Origin of the sequence: Citreimonas salinaria (genome assembly GCF_900107235.1) — a bacterium.
Taxonomy (GTDB): Bacteria; Pseudomonadota; Alphaproteobacteria; order Rhodobacterales; family Rhodobacteraceae; genus Citreimonas; species Citreimonas salinaria.
Map to the genome: position 1 here is coordinate 134550 of NZ_FNPF01000007.1, position 20929 is coordinate 155478.

Consider the following 20929-nt stretch of genomic DNA (forward strand, 5'->3'; position numbering starts at 1 on the left):
GGCGCGAGCGGAAGGCGGCCGCGGCCCGCGTCGGCCGGATGCCGCCCCGCTTCGGGCCCGGCCTTGACGGAATGCCCGACGACCCGCCGGCGAGAATCCTAACGGATGATGAATCCGCCTCTGCAAGTCATTGATTTCCTTAGGGCGCCCCCGTGTCCCATCGTGGGACACCGGGACTCCCGCCCGGAACGCAGCCCGATCACACCTTCACCACCCGCGCGCCGCCACGCTCCGCGGCACTGGACCTCTCACCCCCGCTGGACTAAACCCGGGGCACGAACAACCGGAGTCGTCCATGGGCATCCTCAACACGCTGCTGCGCGCCGTCACCTGGTGGAACGGCCAGACGCTCAACACCCAGTTCTACACCTGGCGCCACGGCACCAGGGTCGGTCAGGATGATCAGGGCAACACCTTCTACCAGTCCAAGGACGGCAAGCGGCGCTGGGTCATCTTCAACGGCGAATCCGAGGCCAGCCGCGTCAGCCCCGAGTGGCACGGCTGGCTGCACCACACCCACGCAGAGACGCCGCTGGATAAGCCTCTGGCGCACAAGCCGTGGGAAAAACCGCACCGAGAGAACCTGACCGGCACGGCGCTGGCCTACGCGCCCGCGGGCTCGATCCGCCGCGAGAACCCGCCCGAACGCCGCGACTACGAAGCCTGGAGCCCGGAATGAGCCACTCGACGGCCGAGGTGCTGGTCGGCGGCTGCGTGCTGGCCGGGGCGCTGGGCTTCGGGCTCTACGCGATGCAGGTGACGGGCCTGTCGGCCGCTCCGCAGGGATACGACCTGCACGCGTCCTTCCGTTCGCTCGAAGGCGTGTCCGTCGGCACCGATGTACGCCTGGCCGGCGTCAAGGTGGGCAGCGTGACCGACATCGCGCTGAACCCCGAGACCTATCGCGCCGACACGACCGTCCAGATCCGCGACGACGTGCTGATCCCCGACGACAGCGCGATCCTCGTCGCGTCCGAGGGGCTGCTGGGCGGCAACTACGTCGAACTCAGCCCCGGCGGATCGCCCTTCTTCTACGGTGCCGGCGACCGGATCACCGACACGCAAAGCGCAGTCAGCCTGATCTCGCTGCTGATGGCCTTCGTCGGCGGAAGCCCCGAATGATCCGCGCGGCAGTCCTGGCTCTCGCGATGGCGGCCTCGGGCGTGGCGGCGCAGCAGGAGGAGAGCGTGGTCAAGGGCTTGGGCGCCGTGCTGCGGGGCCTGGACAAGCTGAACGCCACGGTCGATGACCTGACGCTGCAGGCCGGCGACAGCGTCGTGTTCGGCCGGATCGAGATCGTGCTGGGCGAATGCCGCTACCCGCAGGACGATCCGGCGGGCAACGCCTATGCCTTCCTGACGATCCGCGAGGCGGGCGTGATGGAGCCGGTCTTTCGCGGCTGGATGATCGCCGCCTCGCCGGCGCTGAACCCGCTGGATCACCCGCGCTACGATGTCTGGGTGTTGCGCTGCACCACCTCGTGACCCGAAGCGGCCAGCGGCGCCGATAGGATGTCGGCGGGCGCGTCGACCGCTTCTGCCAGCAGGCTGCGATAGGCGGCGCGCGTGACCTCGATCCCCCCGAGCGAGGCGAGGTGTGGCGTCAGGAACTGGGTGTCGAACAGCCTGAACCCCGCGCGCGGCAGCAGGTCGACCAGCCAGGCGAGCGCGATCTTCGAGCCGTCGCGCCGGCGCGAGAACATGGACTCGCCGCAATAGCATCCGCCGATGCACACGCCGTAGACGCCGCCGGCAAGCTGGCCGTCCATCCAGACCTCGAGCGAATGCGCCTGGCCTTGGTGGTGAAGCTGCGTGTAGAGGCTGCGGATCTCGTCGTTGATCCAGGTTTCGGAGCGGTCGGCGCAGGCATCGACCACGTCCTCGAACGCGCGGTCCAGCGTCACGGAGTAATCGTCACGCCGCAGCCGCCGTGCGAGGCTGCGCGAGATGCGGAAACCGTCCAGCGGAATGATCCCCCGGCGGCGTGGATCGACCCAGAAGATCTCCGGGTCGTCGTGCCGCTCGGCCATCGGGAAGATGCCGCTGCGATAGGCGTGCAGCAGAAGCTGGGGCGTTATGACCGTGGTTGTCATGGCGACACGACGGCGCCCCTAGGGCGCCGCGCGTGGCCGGTGCGGTCGGGCAGCGCGGGGAACATGGGCCGACGCTACTGCGCCAGCCCGCCCGCCTCCAGCCACTTTTCCAGCCAGTGGATCGTGTAATCCCCGGTATGGATGTCGTGCTCCTGCAGCAGGGCGTGGAACAGCGGGACCGTGGTGTCGACGCCGTCGACGATCAGTTCCCCAAGCGCGCGATGCAGCCGGGCCAGCGCCTCGGGGCGGTCGCGGCCATGCACGATCAGCTTGCCGATCAGGCTGTCGTAGTAGGGCGGGATCCGGTAGCCGTCGTACAGCGCGCTGTCCATCCGCACGCCCAGGCCGCCGGGCGCGTGGTACTGCGTGATCTTGCCGGGCGAGGGCGAGAAATTCGGCAGCTTCTCGGCGTTGATGCGCACTTCGATCGCGTGGCCGTTGATCTTCAGGTCGTCCTGCCCGAAGGACAGCGGCATGCCGGAGGCGACGCGGATCTGTTCGCGCACCAGGTCGACGCCGAAGATCGCCTCGGTCACCGGATGTTCGACCTGCAGGCGGGTGTTCATCTCGATGAAGAAGAACTCGCCGTCCTCGTAGAGGAACTCGATCGTGCCCGCGCCGCGATAGCCCATTTCGGCCACGGCGTCGGCGCAGATCTTGCCGATGCGGGCGCGTTCCTCCGGGGTGATGGCGGGGCCGGGGGCTTCCTCGAAGACCTTCTGGTGACGGCGCTGCAGCGAGCAGTCCCGCTCGCCCAGGTGGACGCCGCCGCCCTGGCCGTCGCCGAAGACCTGGATCTCGATGTGGCGCGGCTTCTGGAGGTACTTCTCGATATAGACCTCGTCGTTGCCGAAGGCGGCCAGCGCCTCCGAGCGGGCGGTGTGGAAGGCGCGCTCCATCTCTTCCTCGTTGCGGGCGACCTTCATGCCGCGCCCGCCGCCGCCGGCGGTCGCCTTGATGATCACCGGATAGCCGAAATCGGCGCCGATGCGCTTGGCCTCGTCCAGGCTGGCGACGCCGCCGGGCGAACCCGGCACCACGGGGATGCCCAGCTTGGCGGCCGTGTCCTTGGCGGTGATCTTGTCGCCCATCAGGCTGATATGCTCGGCCGAGGGACCGATGAAGGTCAGGCCGTGATCCTCGACGATCTGCACGAAGCGGGCGTTTTCCGACAGGAAACCATAGCCGGGATGGATGGCCTGCGCGCCGGTGACCTCGCACGCCGAGATGATAGCAGGCATGGCCAGGTAGCTTTGCGTCGAGGGGGCCGGTCCGATGCAGATGGATTCGTCGGCCATCCGTACGTGCATGGCGTCGGCGTCTGCGGTGGAATGCACAGCGACGCTGGCGATGCCCATCTCGCGGCAGGCGCGCACGACGCGCAGCGCGATCTCGCCGCGGTTGGCGATCAGGATCTTGTCGAACATTGCCGCGCTCATTCGAGGATGACGAGCGGAGCGCCGTATTCCACCGGCGCGCCGTCTTCGACCAGGATGCGCTTGATCGTGCCCGCGCGCGGTGCGGGGATGTGGTTCATCGTCTTCATTGCTTCGACGATCAGCAGCGTGTCGCCTTCCTTGACCGACTGGCCAACCGAGATGAACGCGGGGGCGCCGGGTTCGGCCTGCATGTAGACCGTGCCGACCATCGGTGAGGTGACGGCGCCGGGATGCGCGGCGGGGTCCTCGGGCGCCTCGGGAGCGGCGGCCTCGGTCCGCGGGCCGGGCGCATGGGCCTGCGGCTGTGCCATCGGCGCAACCTGCTTGTGCTGCACCGGCGCCGGATGGTGGCGGCTGACCCGCACGTTGAGGCTGTCATCCTCGGCGTAATCGCGTTTGACCTGCAGCTCTGTCAGGTCGTTCTCGCGCAGCAGTTCCGCCAGTGCCTTGATGAAGGCCACGTCTGCGTCATGCTTCTCTTTGCTCATCCGTTCCTCGCCCGTTCCTCAGCGGCCCGGTAACGTCTGCGCGTCCGGGACCGGCGTGTCGCTTATAGGGCAGGATGTCGCACATGAAAAGCGATGCGGTCAGGAAAGAGCGCGCGCCTAGCTGGCCTTGTCCAGCTGCGGGGCGGGGAGCTCGGGCAGCGCCGGGTAAGCCTGCGCGCCCGCAATGAAGGGGACCGGGCGGTCGGTCGTGTCCTGTGCGGCACCGCGTGGCGCGGGCGCGACAGCGGGTTGTTCGCGCGTCTCTGCGGTGTCGTCCTTCCCGGGCTCCGGTGGCGCGATCTCTTCGGCCAGAAGCTGGGATATGCGGATCTGCAGCATAGAGGGCGGCGCCGCTTGGTCATCGGTCGGCCTTCCGGACACCGCGCGCCGGAACTCGGCCGGCGTCCGGGCGTCGGCAATGGCCGAGTCGATGTCGCCGCGCTTGGCGATCGGCTTGATTTCGTACGGCGACTTGGTGGCGCGCTTGGCTTCGGGCAGGCCGAGGGGGTGGCCGGTGATCATCGGTGCCATCGAAAGCGTCGTTATCGAGAACTGCATGGCGTCCTCCATGTGAATGCCTCAACGATGCTAAAATGTACCGCAGAATCCGTGCTTGACGTAGCGCCTTCGTAACACCTGGTTAACGTCATCGCGGCGGCGGGGCCTTTCACCCGCGCACGAAAAAGGGCGGACGTTGCAGCGTCCGCCCTTCGTGGCCGGCCGGTGGCGCGGCCTAGCCCTTGTTCATGCGGTTCTCGATCAGGTCGTCGACCACCGCGGGATCGGCGAGGGTCGACGTGTCGCCGAGCGCGCCGAAATCGTCCTCTGCGATCTTGCGCAGGATGCGGCGCATGATCTTGCCCGAGCGTGTCTTGGGCAGGCCCGGCGCCCATTGGATCAGGTCCGGCGAGGCGATCGGACCGATCTCGTTCCGCACCCAGTCGCGCAGCTCTTTCTTGAGATCGTCGGTCGGCTCGATTCCGTTCATCAGGGTCACGTAGCAATAGATGCCCTGGCCCTTGACCTTGTGCGGGTAGCCGACCACGGCGGCCTCGGCGACCTTTTCATGCGCCACCAGCGCAGATTCGACCTCGGCCGTGCCCATGCGGTGGCCGCTGACGTTGATGACGTCGTCGACGCGCCCGGTGATCCAGTAATCGCCGTCCTTGTCGCGCTTGCAGCCGTCGCCCGAGAAATAGTAGCCCTTGTAGTCGCTGAAATACGTTTTCTCAAAGCGCGCGTGGTCGCCCCAGACGGTGCGCATCTGGCCGGGCCAGCTATCGGCAATGGCCAGCACGCCCTCGGCCGGGTTGCCGTGGATCTCCTCGCCCGAGGTCGGGTCGAGCACCACCGGACGGATGCCGAAGAAGGGCTTCATCGCGGCACCGGGCTTCGTGGCGTGGGCGCCGGGCAGGGGGGTCATCAGGTGGCCGCCGGTCTCGGTCTGCCACCAGGTATCGACGATCGGGCAGCGGCCGCCGCCCACCACGTCGTTGTACCAGGCCCAGGCCTCGGGGTTGATCGGTTCGCCAACGGTGCCGAGGATGCGCAGCGAGGACAGGTCGCATTTCGTGACGTAGTCGTTGCCTTGGCCCATCAGTGCGCGGATCGCGGTCGGGGCGGTATAGAACTGGACCACCTTGTGCTTTTCGCAAACCTGCCAGAAGCGGGACGCATCCGGATACGTGGGCACGCCCTCGAACATCAGCGTGGTCGCGCCGTTGGCGAGCGGGCCGTAGACGATGTAGCTGTGCCCGGTGACCCAGCCCACGTCGGCGGTGCACCAGTATACCTCGCCCTCGTGGTAGTCGAACGTGACCTCGTGCGTCAGCGCGGCATAGGTCAGGTAGCCGCCCGACGTGTGCACCACGCCCTTGGGCTGGCCGGTGCTGCCCGAGGTATAGAGGATGAACAGCGGGTCCTCGGCGTTCATCTCCTCGGGCTCGCAGGTTGCGGGCGCCTCGGCCGCCAGCGCGCGGTAGTCGTAGTCGCGGTCCTCGACCCAGGTGGTCTGGCCGCCGGTGCGCTTGACCACGAGGCATTTCACGTTGTCGTCGCAATGCAGAAGCGCCTTGTCGGCGTTCGCCTTCAAAAGCGTCTTTCTGCCGCCGCGCGGAGACTCGTCCGAGGTGATCAGGACCTTGGCGTTGCAGCCGTTGATCCGCTGACCAAGCGCGTCGGGCGAGAATCCGGCGAAGACGATCGAGTGGATCGCGCCGATCCGCGCACAGGCCAGCATCGCGTAGGCGGCCTCGGGGATCATCGGCAGGTACAGCACGACGCGGTCGCCGCGAGCCACGCCCAAGTCCTTCAGCACGTTCGCCATGCGGCAGGTTTCGTCGTGCAGCTGCTGGTACGTGATGTGCTGCGCGGCCTCGTTCGGGTCGTCGGGCTCCCAGATGATCGCAGTCTGCTGTGCGCGCTTTTCTAGGTGGCGGTCGATGCAGTTCGCGGCGACGTTCAGCGTGCCATCGCGGAACCACTCGATGCTGACCTGCCCCAACGAGAAGTCGGTGTTCTTGATCTGCGTGGGTTTCTTCACCCAGTCAATGCGCTCGGCCTGCTCGGCCCAGAACGCCTCGGGCTCGTCGATCGACCGCTTGTACAGCGCATCGTAGCGCGCGGCGTCCACGTGGGCGTTCTTCACGAGTTCCTCGGGCGGGGAATAGCTGTCCTTCATGGGTCGTCCTCCTCCTTGATGGCACAAGGCCGCGCTCTCCGGCAGGCGCTGACCGTGCCCGTCACAAGATCCTGGGCGCAAGGGTTACGGCAATGCCGCGCGAAGACAAGCCGACTGCCGCCACCCCTGTGCGCGCGGCCGCCGGCCGTCAGATCGCAAGATATTCCGCGCGCAGGCTTTCGTTCTCCAGAACTTCGGCGGCCGAGCCGTCGAAGGCGATCGTGCCGGTGTCGAGGATGATCGCGCGGTCGGCCAGTTGCAGCGCGCGCACTGCGTTCTGTTCCACGAGGATCGTCGTCATGCCCTGCTCCTTGATGAGGCGTAGCGTCTTCTCGATCTCGTCGACGATTACCGGGGCGAGACCCTCGTAGGGTTCGTCCAGCAGCAGCAGCTTGATGTCGCGCGCCAGCGCGCGGGCGATCGACAGCATCTGCTGCTCGCCGCCCGACAGGGTCACGCCTTCCTGGTTGCGACGTTCGCCCAGGCGGGGGAACAGCTCGTAGAGCCGCTGGATCGACCAGCCGATCGGCGGCTGGATCTGCGCGAGCTTCAGGTTCTCCTCCACCGTGAGGCCGGGGATGATGCGCCGGTCCTCGGGCACCAGGCCCAGCCCGGCCACTGCGGCCTCGTAGGATTTCATGTTGTGCAGCGGCTGGTGGTCGAGCCAGATCTCGCCGTGGTTGACCTGAGGGTTGTCGAGCCGCGCGATCGAGCGGAGCGTGGTCGTCTTGCCGGCGCCGTTGCGGCCCAGCAGGGCCACGATCTCGCCCTCGTGCACGTTGAAGCTGATGCCCTGCACGATGTAGCTTTCGCCGTAGTAGCTGTGCATGTCCCAGACGGACAGGAAAGCCGGCGCCGTCGCGGCCTGGTTGGCATGCTTGGAAAAATCAGGTTTAACGGTCATCGGATGGTCCTCTCGGAAAGGATAGGCGCGGCGCTATCGTCAGGCGGGGTCAGAAGGTAGCGCAGGATATGTCATAGGTGGCCGGGTTCACCTTCCGAACCCGCATCCGTTGGTTGATCGAGGCGGCCACGGATGAACATGTCGCCGGGTCATCGAACCGTTGCGTCTCCACCGAAAGCAGATTGCCGCCTTGGTTGAAGGTGATAATCGTCATAATGACGATCAGGCTTTCCATGTCGATCCCCGGTTCGGCGGATTATGCGGCTTCACCAAGGTAGGCCTCTTTTACCTTGGGGTGGCCCTTGATCTTCTGGGGCACGTCCTCGACCAGCGGTGTGCCTTGCGCCAGCACCGTGATCCGGTCGGCCAAGCTGAACACCACATGCATGTCGTGTTCGATGATGGCGATCGTGATGTTGCGCTTTTCCTTGATCTCTTTCAGCAGCTCGATCGTGTTGTTGGTGTCGGCGCGCGCCATGCCGGCGGTCGGTTCATCCAGCAGCAGCAGCTTTGGTTTCTGGACCAGGCACATCGCCATCTCGAGCCGGCGCTTGTCGCCGCGCGACAGCGAGGCGGCATGCATCTGGCGCTTGTCCAGCATGTTGACCTCGTCGAGCATCCGCTCGGCCTCCTCCTGCAGGCCACGCTCGTCGGCGACGGATTCGAAGGCGTGCATGCGGAAGGCGCCGTCGCGCTTGGCGAACAGCGAAATGAGGATGTTCTCCATGACGCTGAGGTCGCCGAAGATCTCGGGCGTCTGGAACACGCGGCTGATGCCCATCTGGTTGATCTCGTGCGGCGAGCGGCCCAGCACCGACTGTCCGTCGAACATCACGGACCCGGTGTCCGGGATCAGCTTGCCCACCAGGCAGTTCAGCAGGGTGGACTTGCCCGCGCCGTTGGGCCCGATGATGGCGTGGCAGGTGTTTTCCCGCACGCTGAGGTTCACGTCCGACAGCGCTTGCAACCCGCCGAAGCGCTTGCCCACGTCCTTGACTTCGAGAATGCCCATGGGATGCGCTCCTTATTCGGCGTGTTCGGACTTGGAGTCGGTGGTGTCGTGGCCCTTCTTGCCGCGTACCGCACGAGAGATTCGCTGACCTGCCTCGACCAGGCCACCGGGCAGGAAGATCACGACCGCCATGAACATCAGGCCCAGCGTCAGGTGCCAGCCCTTGCCGATGAACGGATAGATGACCGTGATTACGAAGTCCTCGAGCCCGTCGGGCATGAAGGCGAACCAGCCGTGCAGGATGTCGGAATTGATCTTGGACAGGATGTTTTCCATGTACTTGATCAGGCCCGCGCCCAGGACCGGCCCGATCAGCGTGCCGGCGCCGCCGAGGATCGTCATCAGCACGACCTCGCCCGACGCGGTCCAGAACATCCGCTCGGCGCCTGCCAGCGGGTCCATCGACGCCATCAGACCGCCGGCCAACCCGGCATACATCCCCGAGATCACGAAAGCCGCCAGTGCGTAGGGTTTCGGGTTGAGGCCGGTATAGCGCATCCGCTGCTGGTTCGACTTGATCGCGCGCAGCATCATGCCGAAGGGCGACCGGAAGATCCGGATGGCGGTGTAAAACGACAGCAGCAGGACGATCGCGCAGAAGTAGTACCCGGCATTGAAGGTGAAGGCCCAGCCGCCGACGAACAGGTCCACGCTCTCGCGCATCTCGAGCCCGAACAGCGACGGTACGGGGATGTTTCCGCTGGCGGTCTGCGAGGTGCCCAGGATGCGCGGATCGTCCAGCGCCAGCTGCAGCCCGGTCTCGCCTCCGGTCAGGGGCGTCAGCACCGAGTAGGCCAGCGCGAAGCACATTTGCGCGAAGGCCAGCGTCAGGATCGAGAAGTAGATACCCGAACGGCGCAGCGTGATGTAGCCGATCAGCAGCGCGAAGAGGCCCGCGCACAGGACAGACAGCAGGATCGCGGGCAGCACGTTCATGCCGACCAGCTTGAACATCCACACCGCCGCGTATGAGCCCACGCCCAGGAAGGCCGCATGGCCAAAGGACAGGTAGCCGGTCAGGCCGAACAGGATGTTGAAGCCGATCGCGAAGATTCCGTAGATCACGAAACGCTGCATCAGGTCGGGATAGCCCGCGTTGAACTGCGCCAGCCCCGAGGTCTGCGGGAACGGGTTGAGGATGAAGGGCGCCAGCATCGTCAGCGCCACCACGAGCAGCAGAAGGCGGAAATCCTTGCCCGCAAGGCCCAGCGTGCCGCGGGACCGGCCTGCCGCGCCGGACGCGCCGGGCCGGGATGCCGCCTTGGGGGCGATGGTTCCCGTCGTTTGCGATTGATCGGACATTGATCAGTCCTCCATCACGCCCTTGCGACCCATGAGGCCGCGCGGACGCGCAAGCAGAATGATGATGGCGACCAGATAGATGATGATCTGGTTGATGCCGGGAATGATGTTGATGACCTCGCGCATGGAGGCGAAGCTTTCCAGGATGCCCAGCAGGAAGCCGGCGGCAACGGCGCCGGGCAACGAGCCCATGCCGCCCACGACGACGACCACGAAGCTGAGCACGAGGAAGTCCATGCCCATGTGGTAGTTGGGCGAGTAGATCGGCCCGTACATCACGCCGGCCAGGCCCGCCACCGCGGCCGCCAGGCCGAACATGATGGTGAAGCGCTTGTCGATGTTGATGCCCAGCAGGCCCACGGTTTCGCGGTCGGCCATGCCGGCGCGCACCACCATGCCGAAGGTGGTGAACTGCAGGAAGGCGAAGACCGCGCCGATGATGATCGCGGCGAAGATGAAGTAGACCAGGCGCCAGTACGGATACAGGATCTGGTTCGCGTCGAAGCCCAGCAGTGCTCCGAAATCGAAGCTGCCGGTGAAGGCGGGGGGCGCCGGAGTGGGAATGGGGTTCGCGCCGAAATAGTACTTGATGATCTCCTGCAGCACGATGGCCAGGCCGAAGGTCACCAGGATCTGGTCCGCATGGGGGCGCTTGTAGAAATGCTTGATCAGCCCGCGCTCCATCGCGACGCCGATCAGGATCATGATCGGAATGGCGAACAGGATCGCCAGCGGCACCGCCCATTCGATGATTGTCTGCCCCGCGGCTTCACCGAAGAAGTCGTAAGCGTAGGGCACGTTGACCTGCATTGGGTTGCCTAGGAAGTCCGTGCGCGTCTCGTCGATCGTCGTGTACGACATCGACAGGATGCGGCTGAGCAGCACCGCGCAGAACGCGCCGATCATGAAAAGCGCGCCGTGCGCGAAGTTCACGACCCCCAGCGTGCCGAAGATCAGCGTCAGGCCAAGCGCGATCAGCGCATAGGCCGAGCCCTTGTCCAGGCCGTTGAGGATTTGAAGAATGATTGCGTCCATGGCCTCACCCCGCCAGGTCCAGATATGCCGCATCCCGAGGAAATCGAAAAAGCGGTTCGGTGCGGGCCGGCCCCTCTGGGGACCGGCCCGGCCTTGTCTTCGCAGTCAGTGACGGCGATCAGGCGCCGTTGTTGCACGATCCCAGTGCGCCGCCGGCGAACTGCGGGTGATCGGGCGGATAGGTGACCTGGTCGACCGGCGTGATCTCGACGATCTCGAGAAGGTCGAACTCCGAGGTCGGGTTCTCCTTGCCGCGCACGACCAGGACGTCCTTGAAGCACTGGTGGTCCTCGGCGCGGTAGAGGGTGGGACCGTTGCCCAGCCCGTCGAACTCGAAGCCTTCCAGCGCTTCGACGACCGCGCAGGGCTCGAAGCTGCCGGCACGCTCGACCGCGTCGGCGTAGAGAAGCGCCTGCACGTAGCAGGTATGCGCCGCCTGGCTGGGCGGGAAGCCGTACTCCGTGCCGAAGGAGCGCACGAAGGTCTGGCTGGCCTCGTCCTGCAGCGACCAGTGCCAGTTGGTCGAGCCGAAGATGCCCTTGACCGCGTCGCCGGCGCCGCGCGCCATCAGGCGCGAGTAGAGCGGAACGACGATCTCGAAGTTCTTGCCGTTGGCTTGCGCCTCACGCAGGCCGAACTGGACGGCGTTGGTCAGCGAGTTGACCATGTTCCCGCCGTAATGGTTCAGCACCAGCACGTCGGCGCCCGATTGCAGGACCGGCGCGATGTACGAGGAGAAGTCGGTCTGCGTCAGCGGCGTCTTCACGGCTGCGACGGTTTCCCAGCCCATCGCTTCGGTCGACGAGCGGATCGCTTCCTCGGTGGTGTAGCCCCAGTTGTAGTCGGCGGTCAGGTGGTAGGCCTTGCGGTCGCTGCCGTAGTTCGCCTCGAGCACGGGGGCGAGTGCGGCGCCCGACATGTACGAGTTGAAGAAGTGGCGGAAGCCGTTGGCGCGCTTGTCCTTGCCGGTGGTGTCGTTGGAATGCGTCAGGCCGGCCATGAAGATCACGCCCGCCTCCTGGCACAGCGCCTGCACGGCCACCGCGACGCCCGAGGACGACCCGCCGGTGATCATCACCGCGCCGTCCTTCTCGATCATCGAGCGGGCGGATGCGCGCGCGGCGTCGGACTTCGTCTGCGTGTCGCCGGTGACGTATTCGACTTTCTTGCCCAGGATGCCATTGCCCTTGAGCGCCTTCGAGCTGAAGGTGTTGATCATGCCGCCATCGCCCTCGCCGTTGAGGTGCTTCACGGCCAGCTCGTAGGCGCGCAGCTCGTCCGCGCCCTCGTCGGCGTAGGGACCGGTCTGCGGCACGTTGAAGCCCAGCGTGACGGTCGAGCCGGTCGGCTCGTTCGTGTAGGCGTTGGCGCGCGAGGCGAACATCGTCGGCAGTGCCAGACCGGCGCCGCCGATGGCCCCGGTCTTGAGCACGCCGCGGCGCGTCAGATTGCTCTTGGACATGGATTCCTCCCAATCAGGTTCAGCGCCCAGGCGGGACTCCTCCTCCCGGCAAGGCATGCACATGGTGCAAAGCAACAATGCCAAAACATCGGAAAACCGCGCAACAAGTGGTTTCGTCGCAATACTTTTTTTGTCAATGTCTGCAAAGTGTGCAGCCGAATGATGTAAACTCTTTTATGTTGCGGCGCAGAAACGCGTTGAAATGACGTAAGGAAAGTCATGGTCCGGGATACGCTGATCGGGTCGCGCATCCGCGAAAGACGCGTCGCGCGTGGCATGCGGCAGGCAGAACTCGCGCGCGCGGCCGGGATCTCTGCTTCGTATCTCAACCTCATCGAGCACAACCGGCGCAGAATCGGCGGCAAGCTGCTGGTCGACATTGCCGCGCTTCTGGAAACCGAGCCTGCGCTTCTGGCCGAAGGCGCAGGCGCGGCGCTGATCGGCGCGTTGCGCGAGGCCGCCGGTGCGGCACCCGATGTCGGGGCAGAGATCGACCGTGTGGACGAACTAGCCGGACGCTTTCCCGGCTGGGCGCGCCTGCTGGCGCGAAACCGGGCCCGCGTGACGACGCTGGAACGTACGGTCGAGGCGTTGACCGATCGCATGACGCATGACCCGCATCTCGCCACCGCACTGCACGAGATGCTGACGACCGTCACGGCGATCCGCTCGGCCGCGGCGATCCTGGCCGAGCCGGTCGAGATCGCGCCGGAATGGCAGGCGCGCTTTCACCGCAACATCAACGAGGACAGCGCCCGGTTGGCCGAGACGTCGCGCGCGCTGGTGGCCTATCTCGAGTCCGATGGCGAGGCGGTGTCCGAGACCGGCAGCCCGCAGGAAGAGGTGCTAGCCGCTTGGGATGCGACGGGCCACCACGTTCCGGCGCTGGAGCGCGGAGGTGATGCGGACGCGGTGCTGCGCGCGATGGGGAGCGAACTGTCGGCCGGCGCGCGGTCGGTGCTGCGCGCGGAACTGGCGCGCTATGCGGCCGACGCGACGCTGCTGCCGATGGATCGACTGAACGAGGCGGTCGACCGGCTGGGTCCGGACCCGGTGGTGGTGGCCGATGCCCTTGGCGCCGACGTCGCGGTGGTGATGCGCCGCCTGGCGGCGATGCCGCCAGACCGCCTAGCCGAACCGGTCGGACTGGTAACCTGCGACGCTTCCGGCGTTCTGGGCTACCGCAAGCCGCTGCCGGATTTTCCGATGCCGCGGGTTGGCGCCGGCTGTCCGCTCTGGCCGCTTTACCGCGCGCTGGCGCGGCCCTTCGTGGTGATCTCGGAGACCGTGCGCCCGGCAGCGGGCGACGGCACGTTCTTCACCGCCGAGGCGCTGGCGCTGCCGATCGACGCGCCGCTGCGCGACCGCGACCCGGTGTTTCGGGCGCAGATGCTGATCCGCCCGCGGCCGCAGGGTGCGGGCACCGCGCCCCCGGTCGAGGAGGTCGGCAGCGCCTGCCGTGTCTGCCCTCGTCATCCCTGCCGCGCGCGCCGCGAACCGTCGATCCTGGCCGGGCCGGCGCGCGACGCACCGGTCTTTTGACGCAGCCGCCCAAGCGCTCTAGGATCGCGCAACCGGTGGCGCGAGGAGGACCCCGACCGGGGGCGCGTCGGCTGGTATCAGGGGGGAGAGCGGGATGGCCGGTCACGTGCTGGTGGTCGAAGACGAGCCGAACATCATCGAGGCTATCAGCTTCATCCTGTCGCGCGAGGGCTACCGCGTCGACAGCCACGGCAACGGCGTGGACGCGGCCGAAGCGGTGCGCGCCCGTGCGCCCGACCTGGTGATCCTCGACGCGATGCTGCCGGGGCGGTCGGGCTACGACATCCTGCGCGAATTGCGCGAGGACCCGCAGACCGCCGCGCTGCCGATCCTGATGCTGACCGCGCGCGGTCAGACCCGCGACCGCGATCTGGCCGAGCGTGCCGGCGCCAGCCGGTTCATGACCAAGCCGTTCTCGAACGCCGAGGTGCTGGAGGCGGTCAAGGCGCTGACGCGGAGCACCGCATGAACGCCGGCCCGCCGCCGCCGCTTTTCGTCGAGCGGCAGACCTACCGGCTGCGGCGGCTGCGCGATGCGGCCCGCGCGCTTCCGGTGCTGGCGCTGATGCTGTGGCTGGTGCCGATCCTGTGGAGCATGCCCGGCGAGGCGGTCTCGGCCTCGGGGGCGCTGATCTACCTGTTCGGGACCTGGGCGGCGCTTGGCCTGTCCGCGGGCCTGCTGATCTGGGCGATCGAGCGCGCCGAACGCCGCGCCCGCGCCGCCGAGGACGAGGCGCGCGCCCGGCGCGAGACGGCGCTGTGATCACCACCAACGCGCTGGCCGCGATCGCGCTGACCTACGTGATGTTCCTGTTCACGGTGGCCTTCGTCGCCGAACGTGCGGCGCGGCGAGGGCACGTGGACTGGCTGCGCGCGCCAATCGTCTACACGCTGTCGCTGTCGATCTACTGCACTGCCTGGACGTTCTACGGCGCCGTCGGCTCGGCCGTGCGGGGCGGGTTCGAGTACCTGACGATCTACCTGGGCCCCAGCCTCGTGATGATCGGCTGGTTCTGGGGGCTGCGCAAGCTGGTGCGCATCGGCCGCGCCCAGCGGATCACCTCGATCGCGGACCTGATCTCGTCCCGGTACGGCAAGTCGAACCTGCTGGGCGTGGGCGTCACCCTGCTGGCGGTGATCGGCACCACGCCCTACATCGCGCTGCAACTGCAGTCGGTCACCTTGTCGGTCGATGTCTTCGCGCATCCTGAAAGCGACGGGTCCAACCAGTTGATGACCGCGTTCTGGGTCGCCGCGGGTCTTTCGCTGTTCACGGTGATCTTCGGCACCCGAAACCTCGACGCGAACGAGCGCCATCACGGCGTGGTCATGGCCATCGCGGTCGAGGCGGTGGTCAAGCTGTTCGCGCTGCTGGCGGTCGGCGTCTTCGTGGTGTGGGGCCTGATGGGCGGCGTGTCCGAGGCGTTGGCGCGCGTCGATGCCTCGGCGCTGGGGCAATGGGACGTGCAGGGCGGACGCTGGGTCGGGCTGACGATGCTGTCGGCGGCGGCCTTCCTGTGCCTGCCGCGCATGTTCCAGGTCATGGTCGTCGAGAACGACAGCGACGCGCAGCTGCGGCTCGCGGCGTGGGCCTTCCCACTCTACATGGGGCTGATGAGCCTGTTCATCGTGCCGATCGCGGTGGCAGGGCTCGATTTGCTGCCCGCAGGGGCGAATCCCGACCTGTTCGTGCTGACCGTGCCGCTGAGCCAGGGGCAGGAGGGGCTGGCGGTGCTCAGCTTCCTCGGCGGGTTCAGCTCGGCAACGTCGATGGTGATCGTGGCAGCCATTGCGCTGTCGACGATGGTGTCGAACCACATCGTGATGCCGGTCTGGCTGCACCTGCGCCGGGACGCGGCCAGCTTCTCGGGCGACGTGCGGCACGTGGTGCTGCTGTCGCGGCGGCTGTCGATCATGGGCGTGTTGCTGCTAGGCTACGTCTATTACGCGCTGTCGGGGGGCGGTGCGGCGCTGTCGGCGATCGGGCTGGTCAGCTTCACCGGGCTTGCGCAGATCTTGCCGGCGTTGCTGGGAGGCATCTTCTGGCGCGGCGCGACCCGGTCCGGCGCACTGGCCGGCATCGGCATCGGTTTCGCGATCTGGATGTATGCACTTTTCCTGCCGAGCTTCGGCGAGGGCGTGATCCTGTCGCGCGCGGTGTTCGAGACCGGGCCGTTCGGCATCGCGGCGCTGCACCCGCACGCACTGTTCGGGCTCGGCGGGCTCGACCCGCTGATGCACGCGGTGCTGTGGTCGCTGTCGCTCAACACGATCGCGTTCTTCGTGGCCTCGATGGTCAGCTTTCCCAGCCCGATCGAGCGTCTGCAGGGCGCGCAGTTCGTCAACGCCGACCTGGCGGCCACCGGTCGGCGCGGCTGGTCCGGGGCGGCGGCGCAGTCCGAGGACCTGATGGTCATGGCGCAGCGCATCCTTGGCGCGCGCGAGGCGCAGGCGCTGTTTTTGCGCGAGGCGCGCAAGCAGGGCGTGTCGGGCCTGCTGCCCGATCCCACGCCGCAATTCCTCGAGGTGCTGGAACGCGAACTGGCGGGCTCGGTCGGGGCGGCGACCGCGCATGCGATGGTCGGGCAGATCGTCGGCTCGATGCGGGTGTCGGTCGAGGACCTGATGGCCGTGGCCGACGAGACCGCACAGATGATGGAGTACTCCGCCCGGCTCGAGGCGCAGAGTCAGGAACTGACGCGCACCGCCCGCCAGTTGCGCGAGGCGAACGACAAGCTGACGCGCCTGTCGGTGCAGAAGGATGCCTTCCTGTCGCAGATCAGCCACGAATTGCGCACGCCGATGACGTCGATTCGCGCATTTTCCGAGATCATGCGCGATTCGGATGCGCTGGACCCGGGGCAGCGCGCCAAGTACGCCTCGATCATCCATGACGAGACGCTGCGCCTGACGCGGCTGCTGGACGACCTGCTGGACCTGTCGGTGCTGGAGAACGGGCAGGTCAATCTCAACATCCGGCGCGAGCGGCTGTCCGACCTGCTGGACCGGGCGGTCGCGGCGGCGGCGGCGGACGAGATGGGCGCGTGCATCCGTATCGATCGGAGCACAATAGCCGAGCAGGTCGTGCTCGAGACGGACGTCGACCGCCTTGGGCAGGTGTTCATCAACCTGATCGCCAATGCGCGTAAATATTGCGACGCCAGGGATCCGGCCTTGACGATCACGGTGACCGAGGACGCTGGGGGGCTGGTGATCGATTTCATCGACAACGGTGCCGGCGTCTCGACCGAGGCGCAGGACGTCATCTTCGAGAAGTTCTCGCGCGTTGGGGACCAGAAGGCCGGCGGCGCCGGGCTGGGGCTGGCGATCTGTCGACAGATCATGGCCCGCCTCGGGGGCGACATCCGCTATCTGCCGGGGCAGGGCGGGGCTGCGTTCCGGGTGATCGTGCCCGCCGCACTGGAACAGGCAGCCGAGTAGCTCGGGATATCTCGGATCGTTAAAGCCCTTGGTAACCAAATACCCGCATAACGGCAGTCGATGGCGGAGAATCCGTGACGGGAACTGGCGAATTCATGCATGGCTGACGGCGGCGGACAGGGTGTACTGGGCCAGAAGGCGCGCGCGGCACAGCGCGCCCACGAGGCACGCGGCATGTCGACGGCCAAGGCGCTGCGCCGTGCGCTCGCCCGCACGGCCGAAGATGCCTGGTCGCTGGTGCTGGTGTGCAGCGGCGTGCAACTCGACCTGCTCGACCAGGACGGCGTCGTCGCGGCGTTGCGGCCCGACACGTTGCTGATCGTTCTGGACGGTCCCGGCGGCGCGATCGGGCTGGCGCAGGTCGACCGCGAGATCCTGACCGGCGTGACCGAGATCCAGACCATCCAGCAGGTCACCAAGATGCCGGTCGACACCCGCCCGTTGACCCACACCGACGCGGCGATGATGGCGCCGCTGCTGGACGGCGCGCTGGCGGAATTTGTCGAAAATCTGGCCGAGAACCCGCTGCGCCCGCAGTTCGAGGGCTACCGCTTCGGTGCCATGCTCGAGGATCCGCGCAGCGCGTCGCTGCTGCTGGACGCGGCCGAGTACCGCACCTTCCACGCAGAAGTCGACCTGGCGCTGGGCAGGCGAACCGGCACCGTTTCGCTGTTCCTGCCCGACCGCGTGCTGGCCGCGCCGGAGGACGGCAAGCCGGCCCCCGGCGCCGAACCGCACCGCGAGGCGATGCTGAACGTGCCCGCGCGGCTCGATTGCATCCTTTCGCGGGTACGGATGCCCCTTGTGAAGGCCGAGGCGCTCAAGGCCGGCGATCTGATAACGCTTCCGGCAGCTGCGCTGGACGGGGTCGAGATCGTCGCCGCGAACGGCGCGGTCGTGGCGGGCGGACGCCTTGGCCAGATGAACGGCGCGCGCGCCGTACGCATCAACTGGCCGAAATCGACGGGAACCGGTGCGATGGCCGCCGCAGGCGCCGACGCGATGACGTCACAGGGCGGCTTCGACGAAGCTGACGCGGCCTTGGCGATCGGTGCGGAGACCGAAGCGGAATTCAGCGCTGACGATGCTGGTTCGGTCGATTTCCCGGGCGGCTTCACGGAAGAGGTCGACGACGACCTGCTGCCGGACCTGCCGCCGCTCGATTTCGAGGACGGGGACGACTTCGGTGGCGACTTTGGAGGAGACTTCGACGCGGCGGCGCTGGAGGATGACGGCGCGGTGGATGCCGACGAGGATTTCGCGGCCGCGACGATGGATTTCGACTTCGAGACCTGAGCGCGGTTCAGCCGCGCGCGGAAGCCGCCGCGATCGTCGGACGCAGCGGCGACAGGTCGTAGCCCGCTTGCGCGCCAGCGGCGACGATATCGTCCGCGCTCATCTTGCCGGCCGCACCCAGCGCCCAGATGAAGGTCGATCGTGTGCCGGACGCGCAATATGCCAGCACCGGCCCCTCGGATTCCTCGATGATCTGTGCCTGGCGCGCCGCGTTCTCGGGCGTCAGGGTCTGGTGCGTGATCGGCAGCACCTCGAACCGCAAGCCGGCCGCGCGCATGGCGGCGCCGATCGCGTCTGCCTGAAGGGCGGGCGGAACCTCGGCGTCGGGGCGGTTGCAAATGACCGTGGCGAAGCCCGCGTCGCGCAGTGCGGCGGCGTCTTCTGGCTCGATCTGCGGCGAGACCGCGTAGCGGTCGGTGATCTGTCGTGCGTCCATGCTTCACGTCCTATTGCGGCGCGCACGTCTTGTCCAGTCGCCCGCGCGGCAGGGACGGCACCTCGTGACCGCCGCGCCGCTTCAGGCCAGGAAGATACCCATGATCACCATCATTAGGCCCAGCACCGACGCCAGAAGACAAGCCATGTTGACCGGCACCATCCGGCGCACGGTCTCGCGCAGCGCCTTGTCATCGACCGCCTTGCGGCGCGCGCGCAGGACCACCGCGATGCACCAGATCAGCCCCGCCAGCCCGGCCGCCGACAGCACTGCGCCGCTCCAGATCAGCCACTCCATAGCGTATCTCCCCGATGCCCTCGCCGTGCGGTGCGGTAGACGCTGCGGCGCGGCCCCGCAACCCCTTGATGGGCGCAGCCGGCGCGGGTAACCGGTAGGCTCTGATCGGCAGGAGAGACACGATGCAGGATGGTGACGGCGACAGCTACGGCGTCGCGGCGGGCGAGCTCAAGCAGTTCATCGAGCGCTTCGAGCGGCTGGAGGTGGAAAAGAAGGAAATCGCCGACCAGCAGAAGGAGGTTATGGCCGAGGCCAAGGGCCGTGGCTACGACACCAAGGTCATGCGCAAGGTCATCGCCCTGCGCAAGCGCGAGCCCGACGACATCGCCGAGGAAGAGGCGGTGCTGGAGATGTACAAGTCCGCGCTGGGCATGGCCTGAGCGTCCGGTCCCGCGACGGCGCGCGTCACGGGACCAGCACGCGCACGCCCGGGATCTCCGCGATCCGGTCCAGATCGGCATCGTAGGCCGCGCTCAGCGCCTCAAGTCCGGTCGCGTCCCAACCCGGCAGGTCGAGCTCTTCCTCGAGCGCGTCCTCGATCGCGTACTTGTCCAGGAACGCCGCCATCAGCCGGCGTTTCTGATCCTCGCTCACGCCGGGATTGTCCTTCAGGAAGGCGCGGAAGCGGCGCATTCCCTCGTCTCGGACGATCTCGCCGAACAGGTCGAAGGCACCCGTGATCTTGCGGTCGGGCGGAAGGCCCGCGACCTCGCGCAGGATCTGGCCCCACAGAAGCGGCGTGTCCTCGTTGCACCAGACGGTGATCGGCATGCCGGGGACGGCGGCACGGATGCGCACGATCAGGTCGGACCAGCGCAGTGCCGTCGGATCGGCACCGTGCAGCACCTCGTCCAGATGCTCGTGCGGGGTGGCGGCCAGAAGCGCGGGAAGGAAGCTGCCCATGTCGCGCAGCCCAAGCACGAGCTCGACCTGGTCCTCGGCGAACAGGTCCCGCAGCATCGCCAGCCGGCTTTCCGCCTTGCGGTAAAGCCGCCCGCCGGCAAGCGCGATGCGTCGCACCGAGAACAGGTCCGGGTGGCACAGCACGACGCGGTCGGTGGACTCGGCGGGCATGTCCAGGATCTCGTCTAGCACCACGTCACGTGCGGCGGGGGCGGGCGTGCCGGTATCGAGCGCGTTGACGATCTCGGACAGCAGCGTTCGATAGCGCGAGGGGCCGGGCACGGCGGTGCCCTCGGCGCGCAGCATGTCCGCGTTTCGAAGCAGGCCTTTCAGCAGCCTGTCATCGTCCGTGCAATGCACGCCGCAGTGAAGGATCACCTGCATCGTCTTGGCCGCCCCGGTGGTACGCAGCGAAGGTGCCATCGATTGACGGCAAATTCTTGTCGATTCCGCACGGTTTTTAAGGCACGCATTGGCCCTTGCGCACGCCCGTCCTCTTGTCCTATGCCTGCCCGCGTGCCGGTATAGCTCAGCTGGTAGAGCACGTGATTTGTAATCTCGGGGTCGGGGGTTCAAGTCCCTCTGCCGGCACCATTTTCTC

23 protein-coding genes and 1 tRNA gene are annotated in these 20929 nt (G+C 67.1%); 10 read left to right on the plus strand and 14 right to left on the minus strand.

What is annotated here, in order from left to right:
- Window positions 1-295: 295 nt before the first annotated feature.
- The 3 genes from BLW27_RS10925 to BLW27_RS10935 are packed head-to-tail and all read left to right on the plus strand — an operon-like array spanning window position 296 to window position 1484.
- A complete protein-coding gene (locus tag BLW27_RS10925) occupies window positions 296-679 on the plus strand; it encodes an NADH:ubiquinone oxidoreductase subunit NDUFA12 (protein WP_089883178.1) in 384 nt (127 codons plus the stop codon).
- A complete protein-coding gene (mlaD, locus tag BLW27_RS10930; protein WP_089883180.1) occupies window positions 676-1122 on the plus strand; it encodes an outer membrane lipid asymmetry maintenance protein MlaD in 447 nt (148 codons plus the stop codon). Before BLW27_RS10925 ends, mlaD begins: the two co-directional genes overlap by 4 nt.
- The gene (locus BLW27_RS10935) at window positions 1119-1484 is read left to right on the plus strand and encodes a DUF2155 domain-containing protein (protein WP_089883183.1); all 366 of its coding nucleotides are present in this window, start codon (window positions 1119-1121) and stop codon (window positions 1482-1484) included. The genes mlaD and BLW27_RS10935 overlap by 4 nt, the downstream gene beginning before the upstream one ends.
- Here BLW27_RS10935 and aat read toward each other — a convergent pair.
- The 11 genes from aat to BLW27_RS10990 all read right to left on the minus strand — a co-directional run bounded on the left by aat (window position 1448) and on the right by BLW27_RS10990 (window position 12414).
- Window positions 1448-2092 (minus strand): leucyl/phenylalanyl-tRNA--protein transferase, encoded by a 645-nt coding sequence (aat, locus tag BLW27_RS10940; RefSeq protein WP_089883185.1) that lies wholly within the window; start codon window positions 2090-2092, stop codon window positions 1448-1450. The two genes, BLW27_RS10935 and aat, sit on opposite strands and share 37 nt — an antisense overlap.
- A 74-nt stretch (window positions 2093-2166) precedes the next feature.
- Window positions 2167-3519 carry an acetyl-CoA carboxylase biotin carboxylase subunit gene (accC, locus tag BLW27_RS10945; protein ID WP_089883186.1) on the minus strand — a complete coding sequence of 451 codons (1353 nt, stop codon included), beginning with the start codon at window positions 3517-3519 and terminating at the stop codon, window positions 2167-2169.
- Between the two features lie 8 nt (window positions 3520-3527).
- A complete protein-coding gene (gene accB / locus BLW27_RS10950) occupies window positions 3528-4019 on the minus strand; it encodes an acetyl-CoA carboxylase biotin carboxyl carrier protein (protein WP_089883188.1) in 492 nt (163 codons plus the stop codon).
- A 117-nt stretch (window positions 4020-4136) separates the two neighbouring features.
- Window positions 4137-4589, minus strand: a complete 453-nt coding sequence (locus BLW27_RS10955) for a hypothetical protein (protein WP_089883190.1) — start codon at window positions 4587-4589, stop codon at window positions 4137-4139.
- 163 nt (window positions 4590-4752) lie between these two features.
- Entirely contained in the window at window positions 4753-6699 is a 1947-nt protein-coding gene (gene acs, locus BLW27_RS10960) for an acetate--CoA ligase (RefSeq protein WP_089883191.1), read from the minus strand.
- A gap of 148 nt (window positions 6700-6847) precedes the next feature.
- The gene (locus BLW27_RS10965) at window positions 6848-7603 is read right to left on the minus strand and encodes an ABC transporter ATP-binding protein (protein ID WP_089883193.1); all 756 of its coding nucleotides are present in this window, start codon (window positions 7601-7603) and stop codon (window positions 6848-6850) included.
- Between the two features lie 49 nt (window positions 7604-7652).
- Complete coding sequence (locus BLW27_RS10970) at window positions 7653-7838, minus strand: hypothetical protein (protein ID WP_089883195.1); 186 nt, start codon at window positions 7836-7838, stop codon at window positions 7653-7655.
- Between the two features lie 21 nt (window positions 7839-7859).
- On the minus strand, window positions 7860-8615 hold the full coding sequence (locus BLW27_RS10975) for an ABC transporter ATP-binding protein (protein ID WP_089883197.1): 756 nt from the start codon (window positions 8613-8615) through the stop codon (window positions 7860-7862).
- A gap of 12 nt (window positions 8616-8627) precedes the next feature.
- Window positions 8628-9770, minus strand: coding sequence for a branched-chain amino acid ABC transporter permease (locus tag BLW27_RS10980; RefSeq protein WP_089883273.1), 1143 nt, complete (start codon window positions 9768-9770; stop codon window positions 8628-8630).
- A gap of 150 nt (window positions 9771-9920) precedes the next feature.
- Window positions 9921-10952 carry a branched-chain amino acid ABC transporter permease gene (locus tag BLW27_RS10985; protein ID WP_089883275.1) on the minus strand — a complete coding sequence of 344 codons (1032 nt, stop codon included), beginning with the start codon at window positions 10950-10952 and terminating at the stop codon, window positions 9921-9923.
- A gap of 118 nt (window positions 10953-11070) precedes the next feature.
- On the minus strand, window positions 11071-12414 hold the full coding sequence (locus tag BLW27_RS10990; RefSeq protein ID WP_089883199.1) for a substrate-binding protein: 1344 nt from the start codon (window positions 12412-12414) through the stop codon (window positions 11071-11073).
- A gap of 219 nt (window positions 12415-12633) precedes the next feature.
- On the opposite strand from BLW27_RS10990, the gene BLW27_RS10995 reads away from it, so the two are divergent.
- The 5 genes from BLW27_RS10995 (at window position 12634) to BLW27_RS11015 (ending at window position 18692) form a co-directional block, all read left to right on the plus strand.
- A complete protein-coding gene (locus BLW27_RS10995; protein WP_089883202.1) occupies window positions 12634-13956 on the plus strand; it encodes an XRE family transcriptional regulator in 1323 nt (440 codons plus the stop codon).
- A gap of 94 nt (window positions 13957-14050) precedes the next feature.
- Window positions 14051-14425, plus strand: a complete 375-nt coding sequence (locus BLW27_RS11000) for a response regulator transcription factor (RefSeq protein WP_089883204.1) — start codon at window positions 14051-14053, stop codon at window positions 14423-14425.
- The gene (locus BLW27_RS11005; RefSeq protein ID WP_177177877.1) at window positions 14422-14718 is read left to right on the plus strand and encodes a hypothetical protein; all 297 of its coding nucleotides are present in this window, start codon (window positions 14422-14424) and stop codon (window positions 14716-14718) included. The genes BLW27_RS11000 and BLW27_RS11005 overlap by 4 nt, the downstream gene beginning before the upstream one ends.
- The gene (locus tag BLW27_RS11010) at window positions 14715-17396 is read left to right on the plus strand and encodes an ATP-binding protein (protein WP_425429292.1); all 2682 of its coding nucleotides are present in this window, start codon (window positions 14715-14717) and stop codon (window positions 17394-17396) included. The genes BLW27_RS11005 and BLW27_RS11010 overlap by 4 nt, the downstream gene beginning before the upstream one ends.
- A gap of 99 nt (window positions 17397-17495) precedes the next feature.
- Window positions 17496-18692, plus strand: a complete 1197-nt coding sequence (locus tag BLW27_RS11015; protein ID WP_245710844.1) for a FliM/FliN family flagellar motor C-terminal domain-containing protein — start codon at window positions 17496-17498, stop codon at window positions 18690-18692.
- Between the two features lie 7 nt (window positions 18693-18699).
- On the opposite strand, the gene BLW27_RS11020 is transcribed toward BLW27_RS11015, so the two are convergent.
- The gene (locus tag BLW27_RS11020) at window positions 18700-19128 is read right to left on the minus strand and encodes a protein tyrosine phosphatase family protein (RefSeq protein ID WP_089883206.1); all 429 of its coding nucleotides are present in this window, start codon (window positions 19126-19128) and stop codon (window positions 18700-18702) included.
- Window positions 19129-19209: 81 nt separating this feature from the next.
- Window positions 19210-19425, minus strand: a complete 216-nt coding sequence (locus tag BLW27_RS11025) for a hypothetical protein (protein ID WP_089883207.1) — start codon at window positions 19423-19425, stop codon at window positions 19210-19212.
- A gap of 122 nt (window positions 19426-19547) precedes the next feature.
- Here BLW27_RS11025 and BLW27_RS11030 point away from each other — a divergent pair, with 122 nt between their 5' ends.
- Window positions 19548-19805 carry a DUF2312 domain-containing protein gene (locus BLW27_RS11030; protein WP_089883209.1) on the plus strand — a complete coding sequence of 86 codons (258 nt, stop codon included), beginning with the start codon at window positions 19548-19550 and terminating at the stop codon, window positions 19803-19805.
- Between the two features lie 25 nt (window positions 19806-19830).
- On the opposite strand, the gene BLW27_RS11035 is transcribed toward BLW27_RS11030, so the two are convergent.
- On the minus strand, window positions 19831-20751 hold the full coding sequence (locus BLW27_RS11035; protein ID WP_089883211.1) for a hypothetical protein: 921 nt from the start codon (window positions 20749-20751) through the stop codon (window positions 19831-19833).
- A 95-nt stretch (window positions 20752-20846) separates the two neighbouring features.
- On the opposite strand from BLW27_RS11035, the gene BLW27_RS11040 reads away from it, so the two are divergent.
- Window positions 20847-20922, plus strand: a tRNA-Thr gene (locus BLW27_RS11040).
- Window positions 20923-20929: the final 7 nt, after the last annotated feature.